The 22186-nt window shown below is 59.2% G+C and carries 20 protein-coding genes; 10 read left to right on the top strand and 10 right to left on the bottom strand.

Annotated elements, in window-relative coordinates:
* Positions 1–54: 54 nt before the first annotated feature.
* On the bottom strand, positions 55–861 hold the full coding sequence (locus ACSOSP_RS22200) for a PhzF family phenazine biosynthesis protein (RefSeq protein ID WP_455313072.1): 807 nt from the start codon (positions 859–861) through the stop codon (positions 55–57).
* Between the two features lie 206 nt (positions 862–1067).
* Here ACSOSP_RS22200 and ACSOSP_RS22205 point away from each other — a divergent pair, with 206 nt between their 5' ends.
* Together ACSOSP_RS22205 and ACSOSP_RS22210 are read left to right on the top strand one after the other, a co-directional pair.
* Positions 1068–2660 (top strand): Na+/H+ antiporter, encoded by a 1593-nt coding sequence (locus ACSOSP_RS22205; RefSeq protein ID WP_455313073.1) that lies wholly within the window; start codon positions 1068–1070, stop codon positions 2658–2660.
* A gap of 134 nt (positions 2661–2794) precedes the next feature.
* Positions 2795–3379 (top strand): histidine phosphatase family protein, encoded by a 585-nt coding sequence (locus tag ACSOSP_RS22210; protein WP_455313633.1) that lies wholly within the window; start codon positions 2795–2797, stop codon positions 3377–3379.
* A 41-nt stretch (positions 3380–3420) separates the two neighbouring features.
* On the opposite strand, the gene ACSOSP_RS22215 is transcribed toward ACSOSP_RS22210, so the two are convergent.
* From ACSOSP_RS22215 to ACSOSP_RS22255, 9 genes are all read right to left on the bottom strand, one after another.
* Entirely contained in the window at positions 3421–4242 is an 822-nt protein-coding gene (locus ACSOSP_RS22215) for a MipA/OmpV family protein (RefSeq protein WP_455313074.1), read from the bottom strand.
* A gap of 45 nt (positions 4243–4287) precedes the next feature.
* The gene (locus ACSOSP_RS22220) at positions 4288–5310 is read right to left on the bottom strand and encodes a BamA/TamA family outer membrane protein (RefSeq protein WP_455313075.1); all 1023 of its coding nucleotides are present in this window, start codon (positions 5308–5310) and stop codon (positions 4288–4290) included.
* Positions 5311–6054: 744 nt separating this feature from the next.
* On the bottom strand, positions 6055–6723 hold the full coding sequence (locus ACSOSP_RS22225) for an HAD-IA family hydrolase (protein ID WP_455313076.1): 669 nt from the start codon (positions 6721–6723) through the stop codon (positions 6055–6057).
* Between the two features lie 38 nt (positions 6724–6761).
* Positions 6762–7730, bottom strand: a complete 969-nt coding sequence (locus ACSOSP_RS22230; protein WP_455313077.1) for a hypothetical protein — start codon at positions 7728–7730, stop codon at positions 6762–6764.
* A 3-nt stretch (positions 7731–7733) separates the two neighbouring features.
* On the bottom strand, positions 7734–8771 hold the full coding sequence (locus ACSOSP_RS22235; RefSeq protein WP_455313078.1) for a hydroxyacid dehydrogenase: 1038 nt from the start codon (positions 8769–8771) through the stop codon (positions 7734–7736).
* A gap of 71 nt (positions 8772–8842) precedes the next feature.
* Positions 8843–9832: a D-allose ABC transporter permease gene (gene alsC / locus ACSOSP_RS22240; RefSeq protein ID WP_455313079.1), complete on the bottom strand. Its 990-nt coding sequence runs from the start codon at positions 9830–9832 to the stop codon at positions 8843–8845.
* Positions 9833–9852: 20 nt separating this feature from the next.
* Positions 9853–11364, bottom strand: coding sequence for a sugar ABC transporter ATP-binding protein (locus ACSOSP_RS22245; RefSeq protein WP_455313080.1), 1512 nt, complete (start codon positions 11362–11364; stop codon positions 9853–9855).
* A gap of 42 nt (positions 11365–11406) precedes the next feature.
* Complete coding sequence (alsB, locus tag ACSOSP_RS22250) at positions 11407–12354, bottom strand: D-allose transporter substrate-binding protein (RefSeq protein WP_455313081.1); 948 nt, start codon at positions 12352–12354, stop codon at positions 11407–11409.
* Positions 12355–12428: 74 nt separating this feature from the next.
* Positions 12429–13565: a Gfo/Idh/MocA family protein gene (locus ACSOSP_RS22255; RefSeq protein ID WP_455313082.1), complete on the bottom strand. Its 1137-nt coding sequence runs from the start codon at positions 13563–13565 to the stop codon at positions 12429–12431.
* A gap of 167 nt (positions 13566–13732) precedes the next feature.
* Between ACSOSP_RS22255 and ACSOSP_RS22260 the strand changes: the two genes are divergently transcribed.
* The 8 genes from ACSOSP_RS22260 (at position 13733) to ACSOSP_RS22295 (ending at position 22176) form a co-directional block, all read left to right on the top strand.
* The gene (locus tag ACSOSP_RS22260; RefSeq protein ID WP_455313083.1) at positions 13733–14980 is read left to right on the top strand and encodes an ROK family protein; all 1248 of its coding nucleotides are present in this window, start codon (positions 13733–13735) and stop codon (positions 14978–14980) included.
* Positions 14981–15203: 223 nt separating this feature from the next.
* Positions 15204–15875: a GntR family transcriptional regulator gene (locus ACSOSP_RS22265; RefSeq protein ID WP_455313634.1), complete on the top strand. Its 672-nt coding sequence runs from the start codon at positions 15204–15206 to the stop codon at positions 15873–15875.
* 187 nt (positions 15876–16062) lie between these two features.
* Positions 16063–16803, top strand: a complete 741-nt coding sequence (locus tag ACSOSP_RS22270) for an ABC transporter substrate-binding protein (protein WP_455313084.1) — start codon at positions 16063–16065, stop codon at positions 16801–16803.
* A 117-nt stretch (positions 16804–16920) separates the two neighbouring features.
* Positions 16921–17616 (top strand): ABC transporter permease, encoded by a 696-nt coding sequence (locus ACSOSP_RS22275; RefSeq protein ID WP_455313085.1) that lies wholly within the window; start codon positions 16921–16923, stop codon positions 17614–17616.
* Positions 17616–18341 (top strand): ABC transporter permease, encoded by a 726-nt coding sequence (locus ACSOSP_RS22280; protein WP_455313086.1) that lies wholly within the window; start codon positions 17616–17618, stop codon positions 18339–18341. Before ACSOSP_RS22275 ends, ACSOSP_RS22280 begins: the two co-directional genes overlap by 1 nt.
* An 11-nt stretch (positions 18342–18352) precedes the next feature.
* Positions 18353–19117: an ABC transporter ATP-binding protein gene (locus tag ACSOSP_RS22285; protein ID WP_455313087.1), complete on the top strand. Its 765-nt coding sequence runs from the start codon at positions 18353–18355 to the stop codon at positions 19115–19117.
* Positions 19118–19187: 70 nt separating this feature from the next.
* Positions 19188–20564, top strand: a complete 1377-nt coding sequence (locus ACSOSP_RS22290) for an aspartate aminotransferase family protein (RefSeq protein WP_455313088.1) — start codon at positions 19188–19190, stop codon at positions 20562–20564.
* A gap of 19 nt (positions 20565–20583) precedes the next feature.
* Positions 20584–22176 carry a gamma-glutamyltransferase family protein gene (locus tag ACSOSP_RS22295; RefSeq protein WP_455313089.1) on the top strand — a complete coding sequence of 531 codons (1593 nt, stop codon included), beginning with the start codon at positions 20584–20586 and terminating at the stop codon, positions 22174–22176.
* Positions 22177–22186 lie beyond the last annotated feature (10 nt).

Raw genomic sequence — 22186 nt, forward strand, 5'->3', positions numbered from 1 at the left:
GCCAGGCACTGCTCTGTCGCAAGCTTGCGGCGTCACGCTGTTGTTAAGCTGTTGTCAAGCCGTTGTTACGCGGCCACCCACCCTTATCTTCCCTGCTGTGCGAGAGGCGCGAATCACGCAAGGGTTATCCAGATTCTGCCCTTGATATACCGTTATATCGGCATTCAACCTGACACTCAGTGCCCCAGCGGCGACACCGGTCGCAGCGTCTTCCAGCGTTGCATCGAGATGATTGAAGTTGCGCCCGGCGTACTGGTTCGGACTTGCGCCCATGCGTGTAAAGGCGAAGCAACCATTGACGCCATTCGTTCGCCCCCATTCCGTGATGCCCTCGAGATCCGGGCGCAGAGAATACAGAACATCTTCGCCAGCCACTTCCACGAGAAGCTTGGGACTGCCTACGGAAGCCACATCGGGAGACGATACAAGCACACCCGCATCACAGCGCAATAACGTTGCTACGTCGGAAATGGAAACCTCGGGGAAATGTGTCTGCTGTATCTCGACCGATACGAAGATATCGTCGCCTGCTCTATCGAACGCGAGCGCTTGCTTTTTCATGCTCGACGTCAGCAGCAGAACACCACCGTGCTGCCCGGTCTTCCAGATATGGTCGGCGGCCGCTAGCGACGCATGCAGACACAAAGGGCTCCGCGCATGCGGGTAGTAAAAATCCAGCGTGAGCGGGCCGCTTGCCGAATCATGCGAGTCAACAAAAACACACGCGTGAGCATGTTCGTCGATGGTGAATTGTTGCCGGTCCTCAAGCGACCAGCCTGATAGTTCAGGACCGGAGACAACCACCGCATCGTTGCCATTCTGCGCTGTTGCTCCAAAGCATCTATACCGTTCGATGTTCATTTAGTCACCTGAAATAGCAATTGTCGTCATAGTACGGTCATGGTCTGGTCTAAGCCAAGCACAACGCTGTCGCCAAGCGGACATTGCGAAAGGAGGCCGGTCACCAGCCCAAGCGAAGACCTGGCGCGCTAACCGCTGCTCATCGGAATTCCGGCGGATACCGCCGTCAGGTAAGCTTCGCTGACCGACGCTCCGAAGGCAACTCCATGTCCTCCGTCTCCGCATTCAAGCTCGTCCTGCTCTCGCTCATCGTGATGATCGGCTTGCAGTTGCTAGCCAAGCGTCTCAAGTTGCCTCCGGCCGCCGCGCTGCTGATAGGCGGCATTGCCATGGCATTCGTGCCAGGCATTCCGCCGGTTCACCTGGACCCGGACCTGGTGATTGTCGTATTCCTGCCGCCGCTCCTCATGGACGGCGCCTACTTCTCCGTGTGGGAAGAACTCAAGCGCAATCTCGGCGGCATCCTGCTGCTCGCCATTGGCGCCGTCGCGTTCACGACGCTTGCCGTCGGGGTGGTCACCCATCTGGTTGTCCCCGGGCTGCCGTGGGCTGTCTGCTTCGCGCTCGGCGCCATTGTGTCGCCGCCCGATGCCGTTGCAGCCAAGGCCGTGCTCGAACGCCTCGCGTTGCCACGCAAGCTGATGGTGCTCCTCGAAGGTGAGAGCCTGCTCAACGATGCCGCCGGCCTCGTCCTGGTCCGCTTCGCCGTTGCAGCAGCGCTGACCGGAACGTTCAGCATGGAACATGCTGCGGCGAGCTTCGCCTTCCTCGGCCTGGGTGGCGTAGTGGTCGGAGGCGTCGCAGGCTATTTGATCGTGCAGATCGTCCGTTGCCTTGACGACGACTATCTGATCATCACCACCAGCGTATTGACTGCATGGGTAAGCTACATTGCCGGCGAAATGCTCGGTGTCTCCGGCGTGATCGCGACAGTCACCGCCGGACTGACATTCGGCTGGTATCAACACGAAGTCTTGAGCGCTACCGTTCGCATGCGCGGCATGGCATTCTGGCAAGTCGTTGTCTTTCTGCTGGAGGCGCTCGTATTCATCCTGATCGGGCTGTCCCTTCGAGGTGTCATCGCCCGGTCCGGCGGCGCCGGTGATGCACTTTTCACGCTCGCGCCAGCGGTAGCCGCGGTGCTCGGCGCAGTGATCCTGTCACGCTTCGTGTGGGTCTTCGCCACCGGGTTTTTCAACATGTCATGGCGGCGCTTGACTGGCCGCGAGCGCGGGAGCGTGGCGCTTGATTGGCGCACGGCAACCATAACAAGCTGGGCCGGCATGCGCGGCGTGGTCACCCTCGCGGTTGCGCTGTCGCTTCCAGAGACCTTGCCCGGGAGGGATTTGATCCTTGTCGCGTCGTTTGCCGTCATCCTGGTGACCGTGTTGCTACAAGGAACCACCATTGGCCTTCTCATCCAATGGATCAACCCTGATCGCAGTTCGGATGCCAGCGCTCAACATCTGACCGAGCCGCAAGCGTGGGCGAGACTGGAGGCGGCGCAACTCGCCGCTATCGAGCCGCTTGTACGCGACAGCGAGGGCAAGGTGATTCATCCCCGGCTGCTCGAGCAATACACCTACCGGGCGACGATCACCAAAGCATACGGCGACCGGACAGACTTCCCGCATGAGGAACGTACTACCCATTTCGATGTCATCCTGGCGGCCGTTGCCGCCGGGCGCAAGGAGTTGCTCCGTATGCATCGCTCAGGCGCCATTCACGATGAGATGCTGCACGTCCTTGAGCATGACCTCGACTTGCAAGAGGTGTCTGCGCGGCATGGACGTGGCTGATGGTGTTCGCTTGTCAGCATGAGCGTGCCGTGAAGAGTGCTGCGTCTTGCGGCTCCGCTTCAGCAAGGCGGTCAAGCTGAAGGCACATTCGGATTGGTACAATCGGTCCACGTTCCTTGTCCCCTCTCTACTACATGTCCGAAACACACTGGTTGTCCGAACCCAGCACCGCGTCCAAACGCATCATCTTCGCACGCCACGGCGAATATCCATGCAATGTCCGCGGTGTTTGCAACAGTAATCCCCGTACCGGCTTTTATCTGACAGAGAAAGGCGAAGTGCAAGCCAGGGCCTTGGGCGAGCGCCTGAAGGACGAGAAAATCGAGCTTATCGTGACCTCGGAATTTCTGCGTGCACGCCAGACCGCGTGGTTAGCCAACGAGGTACTGAAGGTACCGCAAGTCGTTAATCGGCTAGCGAACGAAAACCGGGTCGGCGCCGAATTTGAAGGAAAGTCAGGCGATGAATTTCAGCGATTCATTGCTCGCGCGCCGGCGACTACCGCGATGCCGGACGGTGAACCCTTCACGGGAATGCTCTCGCGTGTTCAATCGCTGATCGCTGACCTGAGGCTGAGCAGCCCCCAGACCGTGCTGGTCGTCACACACGGCTGGACCCTTCAGGCGGTGCGAGTCATCCTGAACGAAATCAGTATGGATGACGCCGCTCGATGCGTGGACATGCCGTCAAATTGCGAAATTATTGAAGGATGGTTTTAGCTCCCGCTGTAGCACACCAGCATGCAAGCACGCCCGGTAAGTCACTTGAACGCGTACGCGACCCCGACGCCGTAAGTGACTTGATTCCGGTTTCCGCGCTGCGTGACGATCGGACTGTCGGCCGCTGAGCCTGTTAGCCGCTGGTAGTAAATCATTGCTCCACCGAACCAGTGTTTGTCGATCCGGTAGATCGCGGCGAGCCACCCGGTCATCTGCTCAAGTCCGCCGGAAGGACTGAAGGCAGGCAGGCCGCTGCGCGCCGAGTCCTCCTCCGTAACGCCGTAGTACACCTGATTGAATCCCTGGCTCACCCAGCTCGCGCCGACTCCGGTGCCCACGAAGATGCGTTGTCGCACGGGAAACCACAGACTTCCGTTCATCGATACCCGTGCTCCTGGGTACACAATGCCCGCGTTGGTCACGACCGTCACCGAACCCCTCAGGCGATACGGGAAAGCGCCTTGATTGTCGTACTCGTAGCCTATAAAGCCACCCGCTTCCACGGTCGTGTGCACGTCGTGGACCTGCGAAACGACAGGGTCGTCAACATGACTTCTTCCCAGGCGCAGCTCCACGGATGGACCATATTGCAGCCCTGTCAGGCCGCCAAAATCGAATTGGGCATAGGGCCCATATAGCTCGAACAACCGGCCGCCATCCGTCACATAGCGTATTCCCGGGACGACGCCAATAAAGCGGTCCTTGGCCCCCGCATAGTCCGTCGTTGACCCGACGCCCGCGCCGACCATGCTGGGAATCTCGGCGGGAAGATCGACGGACGACGCCCGGCTCCCCTGTGCGATGAGGAAGCATGTCGCGAGTAAAACGACGCGTGCGCTAGCGTGAATCGAGTGGTTTTTCATTGGCCGGCCGGTGAAATAGGAGCGCCTCGGACTCAGGTTCAGGTCTTAGCGCCAGGCGCTCCCGACCTGAACATAAAATGCGTTTTGGCGGGGGCCGCGCGCAACGTCGATACCCATCGTCAGACCCAGCTTGCGGGCAATCAGATAACGAAAGCCGGTTCCGAATCCATAAGCCGTTGGTGCATCTGACAGCGAGTGCAGGTTGCCGTACGCTTTGCCCGCCCCTCCAAAACCGAGGACGTACCAGCGCGGTGCCACGTTCCACCTGAGCTCGAGTTCGCCAGTCAGTTGATTGCGGTCCTGATACTTCGCGTCTGACACGCCGCGTAACGAGACATAAGGCTGTGCAAAGAACGGGATATCGCCTTGAGAAAATCCGGTGTCGGCGCGCATACCGAGGACCCACGATGGAGCGAGCGGGATCCAGTGATAACCCTTTGCCGTCTCCATCTGAAAGTTTGAAGAACTGCCTAGCCCACCCCTCGCGATTTCTGCTTCCAACTCGGCATAGGTTCCCTTGCCCGGGAAAAAGAAGTTGTCGCGGGTATCGTAGTCAACGGCCACGCCGCCTTTGGCAACGCGTTGTTCGTTCTTGAAATCAAGCAGTCCGTTTGGAAGAACGGGCCCGAAGCGCGTGTTCGAATCCAGGAACGTGTAGCGCGGGCCAACGTACCATGGACTATTGCCCAGGCGGAACAAGAGCTGTTGAACAACCGCCACGCCACTGAGCTGGTACGCGTGAGAACCGCCGTCCGCGCCGTAGTAACTCAGGTGCAGGTTGATCTTTCCCACGATGCCGAGATAGCGAATCCGGTCATCGTCCCACGTGTGAAAGTGCATCAGGCCCACGCCCCAGCTATGCGTACCTGTCGCAAAGCCGCCCAGGCCGGTGATGTTCGGCGGCGCTGAGCTCTTCACCTCGCTCTGAGGCGCGTCCGCATCATGCTTGGGCATGGTGAAGTAAAGCAGGCCAAGACCGAGCCCGTAACCCACCGCAGGTTCCGTGACAATGGTGGGTACCGGCAGGACTCCGCGATGCGACAGCAACATATCACTCAAGTCGAACATGCCGTCTTCAGCGTCTGTGAATTTTCCTTCGGCAGACGCAACACCGGTGAGTGATGCAGTAAGCACGACGCAGCGTAGTAACGGCCTTATCCTTCGTCGCCATTCAAGTACAGAGCTCAAGTCTCGCTTGCATAATTTCATCAATACGAATCCCGTCATGCAAGGTTTGTTTTATCGCTCGCAAGCGAAGACACATGGTTAGGCGCCGAAGCTTCGAAGCTTCGTTACGCGTTTGAGCATGGAACAGGCTTGTCGGCATTCCCCGATAATTCAGTCAATCGAACCGTACCGGCGCCGTGGTTCGAATATCGATCGATTGAAATGAAAACCGTCTCATCACGGTGCGGCGTTTTCTTTCGTGTGCCAGCCAGAGCAAAAACTTTGCAGATGCGCTTTCTGCAACTCCCTACGCTCAAGACCCGGCTCGGCTTGTTCGGCTTATTCGCTCGACCGATATCAGAAACGTAAAGGGAATGCAATGATGGACGAAGGGGCGACCATCGCCCCAAGCCAAGACGCTGGTTAGCGACAAATCAGGCATGCACGGGAGCGGTCAAGCGTTGATTTGACTGATTGCTTCCTGCCAAATCACGGATGAAGTGAGGGTGATTGAGATCGCGGTGCTCGATTACACACCGGATATATTCCGGCGCGCGCCGGTCGTGCCAGGGACCGGAACGCTTTCGCCGTTGCGCGCAGGAGACCTGCGCTTAGCCGATAACTTCAGTGAACCTGCTGCACCACTCAGGCCACCCGAAGACGCAGCTCCCCGTTGTCTTCCGAGACGTGTACGCCTCGAAGATCGTGAAGATAGCCTTGCGGGCCCAAGGCATCGATCCGTGCCACGGGTAAAGTTGAAGTGATCGCGATGACCAGCGATCCTGCAGCCAGTCCCGCTGCAATTCCGGCCGCCGAATCCTCGAATACGACTGCGCGCTCGGGAGCAGCGCCCAATGCTTTCGCGGCCACGATGAAGCCATCGGGTGCAGGTTTCCCGCGTGCGATTTCATCGGAGGTGAACAAGATCTTGGGTATGGGCAATCCAGCGGCTTTGAGCCGCCTTAGCGCAAGAGGGCGTTCCGCCGACGTGACCACGGCCCAACGATCCTCAGGGATTGACGCCAATAGATCCCGAGCGCCCGGGATTTCCACAATGCCTTCCACGTCATCGAGCTCGACCTGTCTTAACGCCGCTGCGTCGGCTTCAATATCCGTTCCGGGCGGAGCTAGCGCGCGAACGGTGTCGATCACGCGTCGGCCCTGACATTCGCGCAGGACCATCTCTGGGTCAAGCCCTCGCCTGAGCGACCAGTCCGTGTACGCGCGGATCACGGGCGCATGTGAATTGAGCAAGGTTCCATCCATGTCGAACAGAAGACACGATACGCGAAATTCGACTTGAGTAAGCAGCATGAGCGGCAGCGGACCGTGTGAGTAATCGGGCAACCATTTTAACGGAGCCGGGCGACGTCGCTGTCTACGGCCTCCTCCACGCTAAGCGTAATCGATTCGCCAGGCTGCAAAACGACCAAAGGCCCATGTGACTCGATCTCGAAGTACGGCAGTTCAGGCGCGTTGAACACTTCAAGCGCTGCGCCATGGGCATACTTCGCGCTCGGGGTAACCGGGAAGCGCCGCCGTAACGTACGCTTGCCTTCCGGCAAATCGAATTCGACAAGGATAACGCCGGGTGAATTGTTTATACCCAGCTTGAACTCGACCGCCTCGACGCATTGCGTCGTGACAAGACTGCTCGAGCCCGTCATGAATGCTGATTCGCGTACGTCGCCCAAGGGGCCTTTGCCAGGAAATGGGATCACCGATTCGCGCCAGTGCTCTTCGCTCTCGATCGCAACCTCGACCTTTCCTGGCCTGCGCAACATCAAGACGTCCCAGATCGCGCACTGCCGCGCCAACTCGCCCCGGTTATACAGCTCGTGCGAGATTGTCCATGCGCCATCGCGCGCAGACAGGACAATGCGGCGCCGGATCTGCAGGCCGCTCTGCCGGCAAAGCGCGCTCAAGAGTTCAATGCCCATGGACCCCGATTCGAACCACGTACTCACCACTTCATAGTGTCCGCTGTCGAGATCGCGCTGCGGCGCACCGTCGGGCCATTCAGCCTCGGGCGCCACCCAGGTCTTGCCGCCGCCCCATAACGGAAAACCCCATTCGCCACAAAGTGTTCGCCACTGGGCGTCGCTTCCGTCCGGTACATGTCCCGCCAGGGCGTCGTTGATATACGCGAGCTCAACGGTCTCATGCCGGATGCTCATCAGCCTGCCGCCGATTGCAGGAACGACGACTAGTTCAAGCGGGCCTTGACGCATCGACAGCGCCATCCACCCGCGATATTCAATCCAGTTGAGCGCACGATGCGTGTCGGCAATACCGGCGAAGTGCGATATACGGCTGAGCATCGTTTAACTCTTCGCCACTGGCTTGCTGCGCATCAGGCCGACCGTTTCTGGCTGCGCGACCTTGCACATCACTGGCGGCAAACCGCGCGCAATCAGTTCGATATCTGCCAGGGCGCTTCTGCCAATGTCCCTCAGTACAGCGCCAAGCGCGCCGGCCTGGTGCGGCGAGAGCAGTACGTTGTCGACCAGGCGCGCCCGATGCCCCGGCGCGAGCGGCTCTTCAGGGAAGACATCCGTAGCAACGCGGATGAGACCCGCCGCGGCTGCGTCGAGCATCGCATCGAAATCCACTACGCCCGCACGGCTCACGAGTATAAAAGCGGCGCCCTTGCGCATGATTGCAAATTCTTCACGCGTGAGGAAACCCTGATTTTCCGACGTGACGCCTGCCACCACGAATACGATCTGCGACTCGCGCAACACCGTATCGAGCGATGCAGGTTCACATCCGAGCGATTCAATATAGGCCGGAGGCAGCCAGGGGTCGAACGCCCTCACCACGCCGCGAAACGGCGCTACGAGCGGCAGGATCGCGCGCCCCAGGTCACCCATGCCGATGAAGCCCACCGGCGCGTCATACAGCGAGAACGCGTCCCGGTTCGCATCGAGCCCATATTGCTCGGTGCCGCGCCGAAAACGCCTGTCCGCATGGCTGATCCCGCGGGCAAGGTCGATCGCCATGCCCAGCGCCGCCTCGGCCACGGGTTCAGCAAAGACCGGGCTCACGTTGAGGACGCGAATGCCCTGCCTGAAGCACTGGGCGTAGTCCACGTTCGGAAGAAAATTCCCTTCCACATTGACGATCGCCCGCAGGTTGGCTGCACGCGTCAGCCGCTCGGCCGGCATGTCGAACTGACCCACCATGATGTGGGCATCTGCCGCGTGTTGCTCGAAGATCTCATCGGTCACGGGACCGTCTTCATGGATGAACACTTGCCCAAGCGCGCGGAGCCGATCGAGATCGGTTGGGCTGAAAATATCCGCAACGGTACGCGGGGCAGGTGCGATGAACAGACGGATTTGTTCTACGGCTTGAGTCATGGGTACTCCGGGGGCGGCTATTGGAAGCGGCGCCGCACGTCAGTGCAAACATGCAGCGCCTGCAGATTGATTTACCGGGACTTGCGGGTGAACAGCTTGTCGGCGGTGACCGCCGCAATAATGAGTGCGCCCATTACGATCTGCTGGTAGTAGGTCTCTACATTCATGATGTTCAGGATGTTGTTGATCACGCCGATGATCAACCCGCCTATGACCACGCCCGTGACTTGTCCGCGTCCGCCAAAGAAGCTTGTCCCGCCGATAATCGCGGACGCAATGGCGAAGGTCTCGAAGCCCACTCCGGCGTTCGGTTCCGCAGCGGCGGTACGGGCGGTTGTGACGATTCCGGCAATGCCCGCGCACGTTCCCGCAATGATGAAGACAACCATGGTGTGCAACTTCACGCTGATGCCCGAATAGAACGCGGCTTGCGCGTTGCCGCCGAGTGCGTAGATGTTGCGGCCGAGCTTGGTGAACTTGGTCAGGAACATCAGGAATCCCGCCACCACGACCGCAATGATGATCGGCACCGGTACGCCGAGAACACGGCCGGCGACGACATCGGTAAAAGAGCGGTCAAAGCCGAATACGGACCGTGAGTCCGACACAATCAGCGTAACGCCCCGGTAGATTGCGGCCGTGCCTAGCGTAATGATGAACGGATGCAATTGCGTGAGATTGACCAGTGCGCCGTTGACCGCGCCGAGCAACGCCCCGACCCCTACTCCGCCAATGAGCACCGCGAGCCACACTGGCAAGCCGGCCATCATCAGCTTCGCCATCACCATGCCGGAGAGCGCGAGCACCGACCCGATGGACAGGTCGATGCCCGCGATCAGGATGGTGAAGAAGACGCCGCAGGCAAGCAGGACCATGACCGAGCTCTGCAAGAGCACCTGCACGAGGTTGTCGCGTGTCAGGAAATACTGCGGCGACGCGATGCTGCATAAAATCAGCAGCACCACGAGAATGCCGAATGTGCCATACGTCTGCCATATCGTGGCGAAATCCCGGCGCGGTGTTGCCGCAAGCGGCGCGCCGGATGTGCTGGACTGGTTCACTTTGCCTCCTTCGTTGTCGCTCATGAGGTGGCGACTTGCATGATCGATTCTTCCGTGGCGTCGGCATTGGCGAGCGTGCTCGCTATCGTGCCGTCCTTGTAAACAGCAATGCGGTCGCACACCGCAATGAGCTCCGGCAACTCCGACGACACCATCAGAATGGCCCGTCCTTCATTGGCGAGCGCACGCATGATCGAATAGATCTCGGCTTTCGCACCAATGTCGATGCCGCGCGTGGGTTCATCGAAAATGAAGAGATCACTCTTTGCCGCGAGCCACTTGGCGACGATCGCTTTTTGCTGATTGCCACCCGATAGTTCCGTGATGTTCTGCGTGGAAGATGCGCATCGAATACGAAGCCGCTCCTTGTAGCGCAAGCCGAATTCACGCTGCTGCGCGCGGTCGATCAGTCCGAGCGAGAGTGCACGCCGCGTACTGCGCAACGCGGGCGCAACGAAGATGTTTTCTTCAATATTCAGGTTGTGAAAAAAGCCCGTTGCGCGCCGGTCCTCAGTCACGAATGCCAGCCCTTGCTTGACCGCCTGATACGGCGAGTCGATCGTAATCTCGCGGCCATTGAGCGTCATCAGGCCGGCCGACTTTCGGCGTACGCCGAAGATGGTCTCCATCAACTCGCTGCGCCCTGATCCCATCAAGCCCGCAAAGCCAAAAATTTCTCCTCGATGAACGTTGAACGAGACATCGCGCACCCATCCATCGCGTGAGGAAAGATGATCCACCGAGAACACGACGGCGCCGTTTGTCGCATCCACGCCGTCCGGTCGTCCGTGAACGATCTCTCGGCCGACCATCAGTGCGACGAGCCGGTCAGTCGAGGTTGTTTTAGCGTCGTACGTGCCGACGTATTTGCCATCCTTGAGGACCGTGACGCGATCGCCTATCACCGGAATCTCCTTGAGCTTGTGGGAGATATAGGCCACGCCAACGCCCTCGCGCTTGAGGTCCCCAATCACCGTGAAGAGCTTCGCGACTTCAGTATCCGTGAGCGATGAAGTAGGCTCGTCCATGATGATGAGCCGCGCCTCGCTCGCCAGTGCCTTGGCAATTTCAACTTGCTGCTTCTCCGAAATGCCCAGATCGCCAACCAGCGTTCGGGGATCGCGTGCCAGACCGACCCGGGCAAGGACTTCAAGCGCCTTGCTGTGCATGGTCTTGCGATCGACCACAGGAACACCGAAACGCCTGATGGTAGGAATGCGCCCGACGAACAAGTTTTCCTCGATGCTCAAGTAGTCGATTACACTCAGCTCCTGATAAATCAGGCAGATGCCAAGCTGGGCCGACAGCGTAGGCGACAACTTCGAGTATTCACTTCCGCCGGCCACAATAGCGCCCGACGTCGGCTCATAAATGCCGCTGAGAATTTTCATCAGCGTCGATTTACCGGCGCCGTTCTCGCCGAGCAGCACATGCACCTCGCCTGCGCGAACGTCAAAACTCACATCGCTGAGCGCGGTCGTGCCCGGAAAGATCTTCGTGATGCCGCGAACGGCTACCAGTACATCGTTCATCTGATCCTCCCTTAGTGCGTCAGATTCGTCAGGCACGCGGGCTTACTTCGTGATCAGATGGGATTCAACCGGTATGAAGACCGGCGCCACGGCCGGATTGATCGCGGGCTTGTTCTTCAGCGCGTCGAGCAGGAGATCCACGGACTTGGCGCCCATTGCTGCGGAGTCCTGTGCGATGGTCGCTGTCAACTCGCCGCGCTTGACCGAGTCGAGCGCTTCGGGAACGCCGTCGGTGCCGACCACGATCACCTTGCCGAGCTTGTCGGCGTTCTTGACCGCTTGCGCCGCGCCGAGCGCCATGGTGTCGTTCGCCGCGTAAATGGCCTTCAGATCGGGATTGCGTTGCAGGATATTGGTGGTCACGTCCAGCGCTTTCGAGCGATCCCAGTCGCCTGGCTGACTCGCCACGAGCTTGATGGACGGCACCTTGGCAAAGGCCTGCTTCGCGCCGTCGCGACGGGCGTCGCCGGAGACGTTGCCGGCCTTACCCTCGATAATGGCCACGCTGCCGCCTGCGCTGCCGAGCTTCTGGGCGATGAAGTCGCCCGCCTTGTTGCCTAGCGCCACGTTGTCGCTGGAGATGAAGGCGATCGCCGAACCGCCCGCTGCCTTCAACTGGCCCTGATCAATTTTCTCGTCGATATTGACCACATAGATGCCCTTCTTCGTGGCCGCCGCAACAACCTGGATCAGGCTCACCGGCGAGATGGGCGCGACGCCGATGGCCTTGTAATTCTTGTTGAGCACGTCCTCCACAAGACGCTGCTGGCCCTGGATGTCATCTTCACTGTTGCCCGCAAGGATGTCGACGGTTACGCCCTTCGCCTTGGCTTCCTTCTGAATACCGTCGCGCATGGCGACCCAGTAGGGATTGGCCAAGGTCTTTAGCACGATCGCGATATCGGCGGCCTGCGCCGGTGTCCACGCTGCCAGCGTTAAAGCCAATGCCGCGATGCCTGTAGTCGACTTGAGCAACTTTTGAACCTTCATTTTCGTCTCCTGGTGTTCCGCGCTAAGGCGGGTTTTTTAATAGATAACCAACAAATGACCAACGTGGACTGCAACTAGATCTGCTCCCATGCCCGCGCTTTCGATGAACGAAGCACCGCGTCGATGATCTGTGCCGAGCGATACCCGTCTTCGAACGTCGGCAAGCCTTCACGCGCTTCACCGCGAATCACCGCGTAGGTATCGGCGACGAATGCTTCAAAGCATTGCGCATAGCCCTGGGCATGCCCCGCCGGCAGCGTGGCCAAGCGTCGTTGTTCAGCGCTGCCGCGTGAGGGATCGCGCACCAGCAACCGGGTCGAATCCCGTTCACCCAGCCACAGCCGTTCCGGCTCCTCCTGATCGAACACGACGCTCGCGCGGGCGCCATCGAGTTCGAACCACAAGCGGTTCTTGCGGCCGGCCGACACCTGGCTCACGGTGAGCGTTGTCAGCACGCCTGTCCTGGTTCGCAACAATGCGCCGGCGACGTCCTCGGTCGTCACCGTCTGCCTTTCCAAAGATGCGCCCGGAGCAGGAGTCGAAAACGTCTCGACCGTGCCGGTCGGACGGTCGGGCGTGGTTGTCTGGAGCGTTGCGACCACAGCCTCGAATCGTTCTCCGCTGATCCATTCGATCAGGTCGCACCAGTGGGACCCGATGTCGGCGAACGCGCGCGACGGACCGCCGAGCGCGGCGTCCACGCGCCAGTTCGTATCGTCGCGCCCAAGCAGCCAGTCCTGCAGATAGCTGCCATGGATGAGTTGAAGCGGCCCTACAGTGCCGTCCTGCACGAGCGAGCGCGCTTCGCGCACCATCGGGTGATATCGGTAAACGAACGGGACCGCCGCAACGCGCCCGGCTGATTGCGCGGCCAACGCGAGCGCCTTTGCATCGGCGAGACTGGTTGCAAGCGGCTTTTCGCACACCACATGCTTGCCGGCGGCCAGTGCTGCCAGAGCGATCGGGTAATGCGTGGAATTAGGCGTGCAGATATGGATGACGTCGACGGCGGGGTCGGCGATCGCCTCATCGGCGTTCGAATAGGCGCGCTCCATTCCCAGATAAGCGAGACGAGCCGCGGCCTCCTTAGCGCTCTGCGGGTTCGACGCCGCTATGCCCTTCAATGTCGCGCCGGCAAGCCGGCTTGCCCTGGAATGAACCACGCCCATCATCCCTGCGCCGACGATTGCCACACCGAGTGTCTCAGCCATTTTTTTAAACTCCATTGGGTTGACTGGACATTACCGAGACCCGGCTAAGCCCGATATTTTGTATTATTTAATTCGATTTCCGACATAAATACTTTGCCTATCGTCCCTACAATCACGCTTGTGGCTTGCGGACGGATTAAGTAAGCTCGAACGACCCAGGCCTTGTCATGAATACGCCAATCCATCTGCCCACCCCTTCTCGCCTCGCCACTTTCGACCGGGCTTTCCGGCTTGAAGAGTTTGAAGTCCAGAGCAAGCTGGCAAGGCTGATTGCGTCGTCTCAGGGGATCAGCCGCGCCGACCTGGCGCGCAACACGGGATTCGCTCGCTCCACCGTGTCGCAATTGATCCAGCCGTTGATTGATTGCGACCTTGTGAAAGAGCAAACGCAAAGTGCGTCCGCCCGGGGACGGCCCGGTACGATGCTCGTGCTCAATTCCCGCGCCGGGCTGATTCTGGTGGCCGACATGGGAGCGACCCATGGACGGCTCGTCATCTCTGACCTGGCTCAAAGGCGGCTGGCGGAGAGAGTCTTCAGCATCGATGTTGCGCTTGGACCCGAGATCGTCCTCGATTCGATCGTCGACCAGTTCCAGCAATTGTTGCGGGAGCATCGGCTTCTCGATCAATCCGTGCGCAGCGTGGTAGTCGGCCTGCCGAGCCCCGTGGACTTCAGTCGTGGCGTTTGCGTGAGGCCACCCATCATGCCGGGATGGGACGGATTCCAGGTGTCCGAGTACCTGCAATCTCGCCTCAAGGCCCCGGTGCTCGTGGACAACGATGTCAACCTCATGGCGCTAGGCGAGGCCCGTACCCGGCCTGCCCATCAGTCGCCCCTGCTGTTTGCCAAGGTGTCGACCGGGATAGGCTGCGGAATCATCACGTCCGACGGCATGTTGCACAGAGGCGCCGACGGCGCGGCGGGCGACATCGGACATATCAGGGTGCCCGGGCGCGACGATGTCATTTGCCGTTGCGGAAATATTGGCTGTGTTGAAGCGGTGGCTTCGACTAACGCCGTGCTTGCAAACCTGCAGGCGTTGCCCGAGGCGGGAGCCAAAAATGTGGATGATCTGGTGCGGCTGGTTCGCTCGGGTGACCATCAGGCCGTCAGGCTCATTCGCGCCGCGGCTGCTGAAATAGGCGAAGTCATCGCGATGCAGGTCCACATGTACAACCCGGCCGCGATTGTCCTTGGCGGCCGGATGGCGAGAATCAGCGACGACTTGCTTGCGGGCGTTCGCGCGGTTGTCTATAGGCGCGCATTGCCGCTTGCGACCAGAAGCTTGCTCATTGAAAACACCGCGCTCAACCAGTATGCCGGTGCAATCGGCGGGGCAGTTCTCGGGATTGAGCGCGCGCTGTCGTCGAAGGGAATTGCTTCAATCCTGCATTCAGTTCCTGGCTCCATTTAGTCGCGCTCTCGTTGCGCCTGCTTGCTTGACCGTGATGTTCCCTCCCGTCCTCCACTCTTGGACCACGGCTGCTCCTTCTCCGGGTTAACAATTATTTGCCAGCTATTTTGGCGCGGTATATTGCATCAACGAATACGTGTATCCACTATTACAAACATTACGTTTTACCTCTTTTTCAAGCAGACTGACGCGGTCCCTTTCGTCATTACGCCATTTGGAATACATGGAAACTCACGTTCAGCCCTATCACTCCGCGGTGCCTACTACGGCGGAGGAAGAAGCCTACGCATTCATCCTCTTTCGCATCCGCATGGGCGCGTACAAGGCGGGCGACCGGCTTATTCCTGAAGACATTGCGGCAGAAATCAACACCAGCCGCATGCCCATACGAGAAGCGTTCCGAAGACTTGCTAGTGAAGGACTGCTGACTATCCGGCCCAACCGGGGCGCAATCGTGCGCGGCCTCGATGCCGTCGAGATGGAGGAAGTTTTCAGCATGCGAGCGGTCCTTGAAGGATTGGCCGGACGTATGGCGCTGCCACGCATTGGCTCTTCACATGTGGCCGAGCTCACCCGGCTTGTCGATGTCATGGAGCGTAACGAAAACGACGTGCCCGAATGGGTCACGGCACATCGCAATTTTCATGAGTACCTTTGCCAACTCTGCGGCCGAAGGAGACTCATTGCACAAATTGCCGCCCTGCATGCCGTGGTCGAGCCTCACATGCGGCTGTGGCTCGAGTTTGCTGAGAAGCCGATGACCTCCCGTGACGACCACATGAGCATTGTCGCTGCCATCAGGCAGGGGAACGCGTCGGACCTCGAAGCAACGATTCGCGAGCATATTGAAGCAACGGTGCCAGCGCTACGCAACTGGATGACAGCCGGGAAATAGCAGGAAACCATCATCGATACCGATTTTTTAGTCAGACAATAAGTTGTCCTATAAGCGTCATTCGTCAATGGGACTGACTAGCCGTGTTTCCTGGAATGAGTTTCTCAACAACTTTTACCACTACTACGCTATGACACTTCGAATCAGACGTCTTGCCGTCCTCCTGGCGCTTTCGCTAGGCGCAACAATGGCTCACGCAAAAGAATGGAAGGATATCCGCATTGGCTTCGAGGGAGCTTATCCGCCGTTTTCCTCTATACAGCCGGACGGCACGCCTGTGGGGTTCGACATCGACATGATCCACGCCTTGTGCACGCAGATGCATGCGAACTGCACGCTTGTCCAGGTAAGTTGGGATGGCCTCATCCCCGCCCTTCAGGCAGAAAAGATTGATGCGATCGTGGCCTCTGTTGCCATCACCGCCGAGCGAAAGCAGAAAGTCGATTTCACGAACAAATACTACAACTCGCCCAGGCGGCTTGTTGTTTCGAAGTCGAGCTCGATCAAGGATGCCACTCCGGCTGAATTGAAGGGCAAGCGCGTTGGCGTTCAACGCGGAACTCTGGGTGACAAGTATGCGAGTGCGTATTGGGTACCCGACGGCGTGCAGCTCGTTCGTTATGCCACGCAGGACGAGGTCTACCTGGATCTGCGCTCGGGACGAATAGACGCCGCGCTGCAGGATTCGACCCAAGCCTTCACGAGCTTCCTGAACAAACCGGAAGGCGGGAATTTCAAATTTGTCGGGCAACCTATCCTCGGTACAACGCCAGAGCAGAAGACGCTTCTCGGCGAGGGCTACGGCATTCCGGTGCGCAAGTCCGACGACGACCTGAAGCAGCAGCTCAACCAGGCTATTGACGCGATCCGTGCCAACGGCGTTTATCAGTCGATCGAGAAGAAGTATTTCAACTTCGACGTGTACTGATGGAGGCCAGGCCACCCCTGTCACGGTTAAGCGGCGGTGTGCTTCGGCTCGCGGTCGCAGGACCGTATTCTCTCGGTCTTAAGGTACCTCATGAAGGTACGCCATTGAAGGTGCGTGATGCCGGAACTGCATGAATACTTCCCTGCGCTTCTGCGAGGCGCCCGGGTAACGCTTCTCCTCGCCGTGCTTTCGGTGCTTTTATCCGTTTGCCTTGGACTGGCCGGCGCGCTCGCCAAGCAGTCGGGCTCGCGCGTGCTGGTATCGACGGCGACCGCTTACACCACGCTGATACGCGGCGTACCCGAATTCGTGATGATGTTGCTCGTTTTCTACGGCGGGCAGATCCTGATCAATCATATCGCGGCGGCCCTCGGTTTTCACGCCCCTGACGTCGATGCATTCGTCACTGCCGTTCTCACGATCGGTTTCATTTTCGGTGCGTATTACACCGAGACGTTCCGCGGCGCGATGCTGGGGGTGCCTCGCGGTCAGATGGAAGCGGCGCAAGCGTACGGCTTCTCGCCGTGGCTCGCATTTCGTCGAATCCTGTTCCCTCAAATGATGCGGCTCGCGTTGCCAGCGGCCGTCAACAACTGGCTCGTCCTGCTCAAGACGACGGCTATTGCCTCGCTCATTGGCCTGCATGACGTGATGTTTGTCGCCGATCAGGCCGGGCGGACCACTCAGGCTCCCATGACGTTCTATCTGGCCGCGTGTGCGCTGTACCTGGCGCTTACAACAGGGTCGACGGCATGCCTCTCTCGCGCCCGAACTCGCTATTCGAAAGGCGTTAGAGAAGGGAGGCTGCAGTAATGAGCTATCAGGAACTCATACAGGCGTTTCCAGCGTATGCAAGCGGACTGTGGATCACCATTCAGCTCACCCTGATCTCGCTGGCGCTTGGCCTGCTCCTTGCCATTCCACTTGCAATTTTGCGTGTCTCGCCCAGGCGCGCAGTGTGCGGGCCGGTAGCCGCTTACACGTGGTTCATACGCGGGACGCCGCTGCTGGCGCAGTTGATGATTGTGTATTACGGGTTTGGTCAGTTTGAGTGGCTACAGGCTGCGTGGCAGAGAGGAAACCCGGTCTTGCTGTTGTTTCGCGACCCTTTCTATTGCGCGCTCTTCGCGCTCACAGCAAACACCTGTGCTTATACAACCGAAATCCTGGCAGGCGCATTCCGCTCCACACCATTCGGCGAGATTGAAGCGGCGCAGGCCTATGGCATGAGCCGGCTGACTGCATGGCGCCGCATCCTGTTGCCGTCGGCGTTGCGACGATTCATTCCGGCCTACAGCAACGAAGTCATTCTGATGCTGCACGGCACATCGATTGTCAGTGCCGTGACCATTGTCGACCTGACCGGCGCCGCGCGAGATTTTTACGCGAACTACTACGCGCCGTTTGAAGCGTTCATCGCAGCCGGAACCGTCTATTTCGGGCTGACGACCATCCTCGCTTTCCTGATTCGAATGACCGAGCGCAAATACCTTGCTCACCTGCGGCCGCATCGAGTGGCCGTCCCGGCAGCTTCCTGAAGAGAACAACCATGAATGGATTGAGCGTGGAGAACCTCCACAAGCAGTATGGCGACAACCAGGTTCTCAAAGGGGTCTCGTTGAGGGCCAAGCCGGGTGATGTCATCAGCATGATCGGGTCGTCGGGGTCCGGGAAGAGCACGCTGTTGCGATGTATCAACTTTCTCGAGGCGCCATCGTCGGGCCGCATCTGCCTGAACGGAGATGAAGTGAAGACCTCCACCGACCGCGGCGGACAGATTCGCGTCTCAAACCAGGCTCAACTGCAGAAGATGCGGACAAAGCTGGCGATGGTATTTCAGCACTTCAATCTCTGGGCGCATATGACGGTCATGGAGAACATTGTCGAGGCGCCCCGTCACGTACTGAAATTGTCCAGGCAGGAGGCAACGGAACGCGCTGAGCGTTACCTTGACCAGGTTGGCTTGACCAGATTCGCCAACGCTTATCCCGCGCATTTATCAGGAGGCCAGCAGCAACGCGTTGCCATCGCCCGCGCGCTTGCGATGGAGCCGGAAGCGCTGCTCTTCGACGAACCGACCTCGGCGCTCGACCCGGAACTGGTGGGCGACGTTCTCAAGGTGATGCGCGACCTGGCTGAGGAGGGACGAACGATGATTGTCGTGACCCATGAGATGGGGTTCGCACGCGAAGTGTCGAATCACGTCGTCTATCTCCATCAAGGTGTGGTGGAGGAGGAAGGTCATCCGAAGGACGTTTTCAAAGCGCCCCAAAGCGAGCGTTTGCAGCGATTCCTTTGCGGCGCAATGAAGTAAGGCGGAGGCGCCGCAAGCAATAGCGCTATGGCACGTGCTGAAGCGCAAAAACAAAGAGACGAGGCAACAGATGCAACACACTCAGACACTGCAGCAAAGCGATATCAAGCATTATCTTCATCCGTACACGAATCTTAGCGCGCACCGCGAAGTAGGGCCTATGGTGATCGACCGCGGTGAAGGCGTCTACGTCTATGACGCAGAAGGAAATCGCTATATAGAAGGGTTGGGAGGCCTCTTCTGCGCTTCTCTCGGCTTTAGCGAATCACGGCTGGCCGACGCCGCCGACAGGCAAATGCGCAAGCTGCCGTTTTATCACGCCTTTGGTCATAAGTCCTCCGAACCGTCTATCAGGCTGGCCGAGAAACTCATCGACATGGCGCCGGTGCCCATGTCCAAGGTCTTCTTTGCCAACTCGGGCTCCGAAGCCAATGACACCGCGATCAAACTGATCTGGTATTACAACAACGCGCTGGGACGCCCGCAGAAGAAGAAAATCATTTCGCGCACGCGTGCGTACCATGGTGTAACCATCGCATCGGCTAGCTTGACCGGGCTCCCGAACAATCACCGTGACTTCGACTTGCCGATCGACCGCATCCTGCACACGGTCTGCCCTCATTTTTATCGTTACGGCCTCCCCGGCGAAACGGAAGAGGCATTCGCCACGAGATGCGCCGAATCGCTGGAGCAACTCATCCTGGCGGAAGGCGCGGACACCATTGCGGCGTTCTTCGCGGAGCCCGTCATGGCGTCGGGTGGTGTCATCGTGCCGCCCGCAACCTATATGGAGAAGATCCAGGCGGTTCTCAAACGTCACGACATCCTGCTCGTCGCCGATGAGGTCATCTGCGGATTCGGACGCACCGGAAATATGTTTGGTTCGCAGACGTTCGGCATGCGTCCGGACATGATTACGCTGGCCAAGCAATTGTCGGCAGGTTATCTCCCCATTTCCGCGCTGATGGTCAGCAACGAGATATACGAAGCCATGGTTCGTGAAAGCGAAAAGATCGGCACGTTCGGGCATGGCTTCACTTACAGCGGACACCCGGTGTGTGCAGCCGTAGCGCTGGAGACCCTGAAAATCTACGAGGACGACCGGATTCTCGACCACGTCCGCGAAGTGATTCCGCACTTCGAGCGGCGCGTGGCCGAATTGGGTCAGCACCCGCTTGTCGGCGAAGCGCGCGGGTCGGGATTGATCGCCGCGCTCGAAGTCGTTGCGAACAAAGAGACAAAAGAATCGTTCGCGCCGAGCGAAGGCGTCGCCTCCTATGCGGGCAACTGCGCTCTCAAGCATGGCGTAATCACGCGTGCGCTGGGTGACACCGTCAACTTCTGCCCACCGCTCATCATTACGCGCGCGCAGATAGACGAACTTTTCGATGGCACGCAACGAGCGCTTGACGACACGCTGGAATGGCGCAAATCGAAGCGCGCCTGAGCCTGAAAGGAGAACATGCATGCGTAACTTTGAATTGCCCGGGCGCTCCCTTGTGATGGCCAGGAATGGGATGGCCGCAACCTCTCATCCTGCCTCCACGCTGGCGGCCATCAACGTGCTGGATGATGGCGGAAACGCAATGGACGCCGCAATTGCGGCGTGTGCCGTCCAATGCGTGGTCGAGCCGGGTTCGACGGGGATCGGCGGAGACTGTTTCGCCCTGTACTCACGCAGGGGAACTGACGACATCGTCGCCTTCAATGGTTCGGGATGGTTGCCCGCGGCGGCTTCTGTGGAAGCGTTCGACGCCAAGGGAATCTCGGCAATCGAGCGTCACTCCGCCCATGCCGTTACGGTTCCTGGAGCGATTGACGCATGGACGACTCTGGCGCGTGACCATGGGACGATGTCGTTAGGGAGGTTGTTCAGTCCAGCGATATCGCTCGCGGACAACGGCTATGTAGTCGCTCCGCGAGCCGCATCGGATTGGGCGAATCAGCTTGAACTGCTCGGCATGGACATCAATTGCCGAGCTCACATGCTCGTTGATAGTGCGGCACCGGAAGCCGGCACCGTCCATCGTCAGCCGCTGTTGGCCAAGACGCTTCGAACGATATCTGAAGGTGGCTCGCGCGCCTTTTACGAAGGGGCCATTGCCGAAGATATCGTCAGCTATTTGCGAAGTAAAGGCGGCCTGCACGCGATCGAGGATTTCGCGGAATTTCACGGCGAATACGTCAAGCCCATCAAGTCGGGTTTCCGCGGCTACGAAGTTCACGAGTGTCCGCCTAATGGTCAAGGTCTGATCGCGCTGCTCATCCTGAAGATACTTGAAGGCTTCGACGCAAACGACGATCCACTGGGTCCTGACCGCTTGCATCGGGAAATCGAGGCGACCCGGCTAGCCTATTCCCTCCGCGACGCGTTGCTTGGAGATCCCCGCAACGGTCCGGTCGATGTCGACTGGTTCTTGTCGGACCGGCTGGCGGACGAGCTGCGTTCCCGCATAGACCTTGCGCAACCGATGGCCGATCTGCCCTCGTTCAAGCCGGCCGACCATAAGGATACGGTGTACATCTGCGTGGTCGATAAGGATCGTAACTGCGCAAGCTTCATCAACTCCCTGTTTCACCCGTTCGGTAGCGGCTTGATGGCGCCGAATTCGGGCGTTCTGCTGCATAACCGGGGACAGAGCTTCACCGTGGAACGCGGGCACCCCAATGCCGTCGCTCCGCGCGCGCGGCCCATGCACACCATTATCCCTGGCATGGTGACGAAGAACGGCAAGGTCCAGTTGAGCTTCGGCGTCATGGGCGGCCATTATCAGGCGATGGGGCATGCGCACTTTTTATCGAAGGTCCTGCACTATGGCCTCGACATGCAAGCAGCCATCGACATGCCACGCATCTTCCCTCGTCCCGGAACCAATGTGGTCGAAGCAGAGAGCACCCTCCCGGCGTCGACCCATGCTGAACTGACACGTCGGGGGTTTCGTCTGGTACCACCCAACTGGGCAATCGGCGGTGCCCAATCAATTTCGATCGATTGGGAGCGCGGTGTGCTGGCCGGTGCGTCGGACCATCGGAAAGACGGATGTGCGTTGGGTAATTGACGGGTTGAAG

Source organism: Caballeronia sp. KNU42, from assembly GCF_053760385.1.

Coding starts and splice junctions, on each gene's coding strand:
- ACSOSP_RS22200 (WP_455313072.1), bottom strand. CDS start 861: ATGAACATCGAACGGTATAGATGCTTTGGAGCAACAGCGCAGAATGGC.
- ACSOSP_RS22205 (WP_455313073.1), top strand. CDS start 1,068: ATGTCCTCCGTCTCCGCATTCAAGCTCGTCCTGCTCTCGCTCATCGTG.
- ACSOSP_RS22210 (WP_455313633.1), top strand. CDS start 2,795: ATGTCCGAAACACACTGGTTGTCCGAACCCAGCACCGCGTCCAAACGC.
- ACSOSP_RS22215 (WP_455313074.1), bottom strand. CDS start 4,242: ATGAAAAACCACTCGATTCACGCTAGCGCACGCGTCGTTTTACTCGCG.
- ACSOSP_RS22220 (WP_455313075.1), bottom strand. CDS start 5,310: ATGTTCGACTTGAGTGATATGTTGCTGTCGCATCGCGGAGTCCTGCCG.
- ACSOSP_RS22225 (WP_455313076.1), bottom strand. CDS start 6,723: ATGCTGCTTACTCAAGTCGAATTTCGCGTATCGTGTCTTCTGTTCGAC.
- ACSOSP_RS22230 (WP_455313077.1), bottom strand. CDS start 7,730: ATGCTCAGCCGTATATCGCACTTCGCCGGTATTGCCGACACGCATCGT.
- ACSOSP_RS22235 (WP_455313078.1), bottom strand. CDS start 8,771: ATGACTCAAGCCGTAGAACAAATCCGTCTGTTCATCGCACCTGCCCCG.
- ACSOSP_RS22245 (WP_455313080.1), bottom strand. CDS start 11,364: ATGAACGATGTACTGGTAGCCGTTCGCGGCATCACGAAGATCTTTCCG.
- alsB (WP_455313081.1), bottom strand. CDS start 12,354: ATGAAGGTTCAAAAGTTGCTCAAGTCGACTACAGGCATCGCGGCATTG.
- ACSOSP_RS22255 (WP_455313082.1), bottom strand. CDS start 13,565: ATGGCTGAGACACTCGGTGTGGCAATCGTCGGCGCAGGGATGATGGGC.
- ACSOSP_RS22260 (WP_455313083.1), top strand. CDS start 13,733: ATGAATACGCCAATCCATCTGCCCACCCCTTCTCGCCTCGCCACTTTC.
- ACSOSP_RS22265 (WP_455313634.1), top strand. CDS start 15,204: ATGGAAACTCACGTTCAGCCCTATCACTCCGCGGTGCCTACTACGGCG.
- ACSOSP_RS22270 (WP_455313084.1), top strand. CDS start 16,063: ATGGCTCACGCAAAAGAATGGAAGGATATCCGCATTGGCTTCGAGGGA.
- ACSOSP_RS22275 (WP_455313085.1), top strand. CDS start 16,921: ATGCCGGAACTGCATGAATACTTCCCTGCGCTTCTGCGAGGCGCCCGG.
- ACSOSP_RS22280 (WP_455313086.1), top strand. CDS start 17,616: ATGAGCTATCAGGAACTCATACAGGCGTTTCCAGCGTATGCAAGCGGA.
- ACSOSP_RS22285 (WP_455313087.1), top strand. CDS start 18,353: ATGAATGGATTGAGCGTGGAGAACCTCCACAAGCAGTATGGCGACAAC.
- ACSOSP_RS22290 (WP_455313088.1), top strand. CDS start 19,188: ATGCAACACACTCAGACACTGCAGCAAAGCGATATCAAGCATTATCTT.
- ACSOSP_RS22295 (WP_455313089.1), top strand. CDS start 20,584: ATGCGTAACTTTGAATTGCCCGGGCGCTCCCTTGTGATGGCCAGGAAT.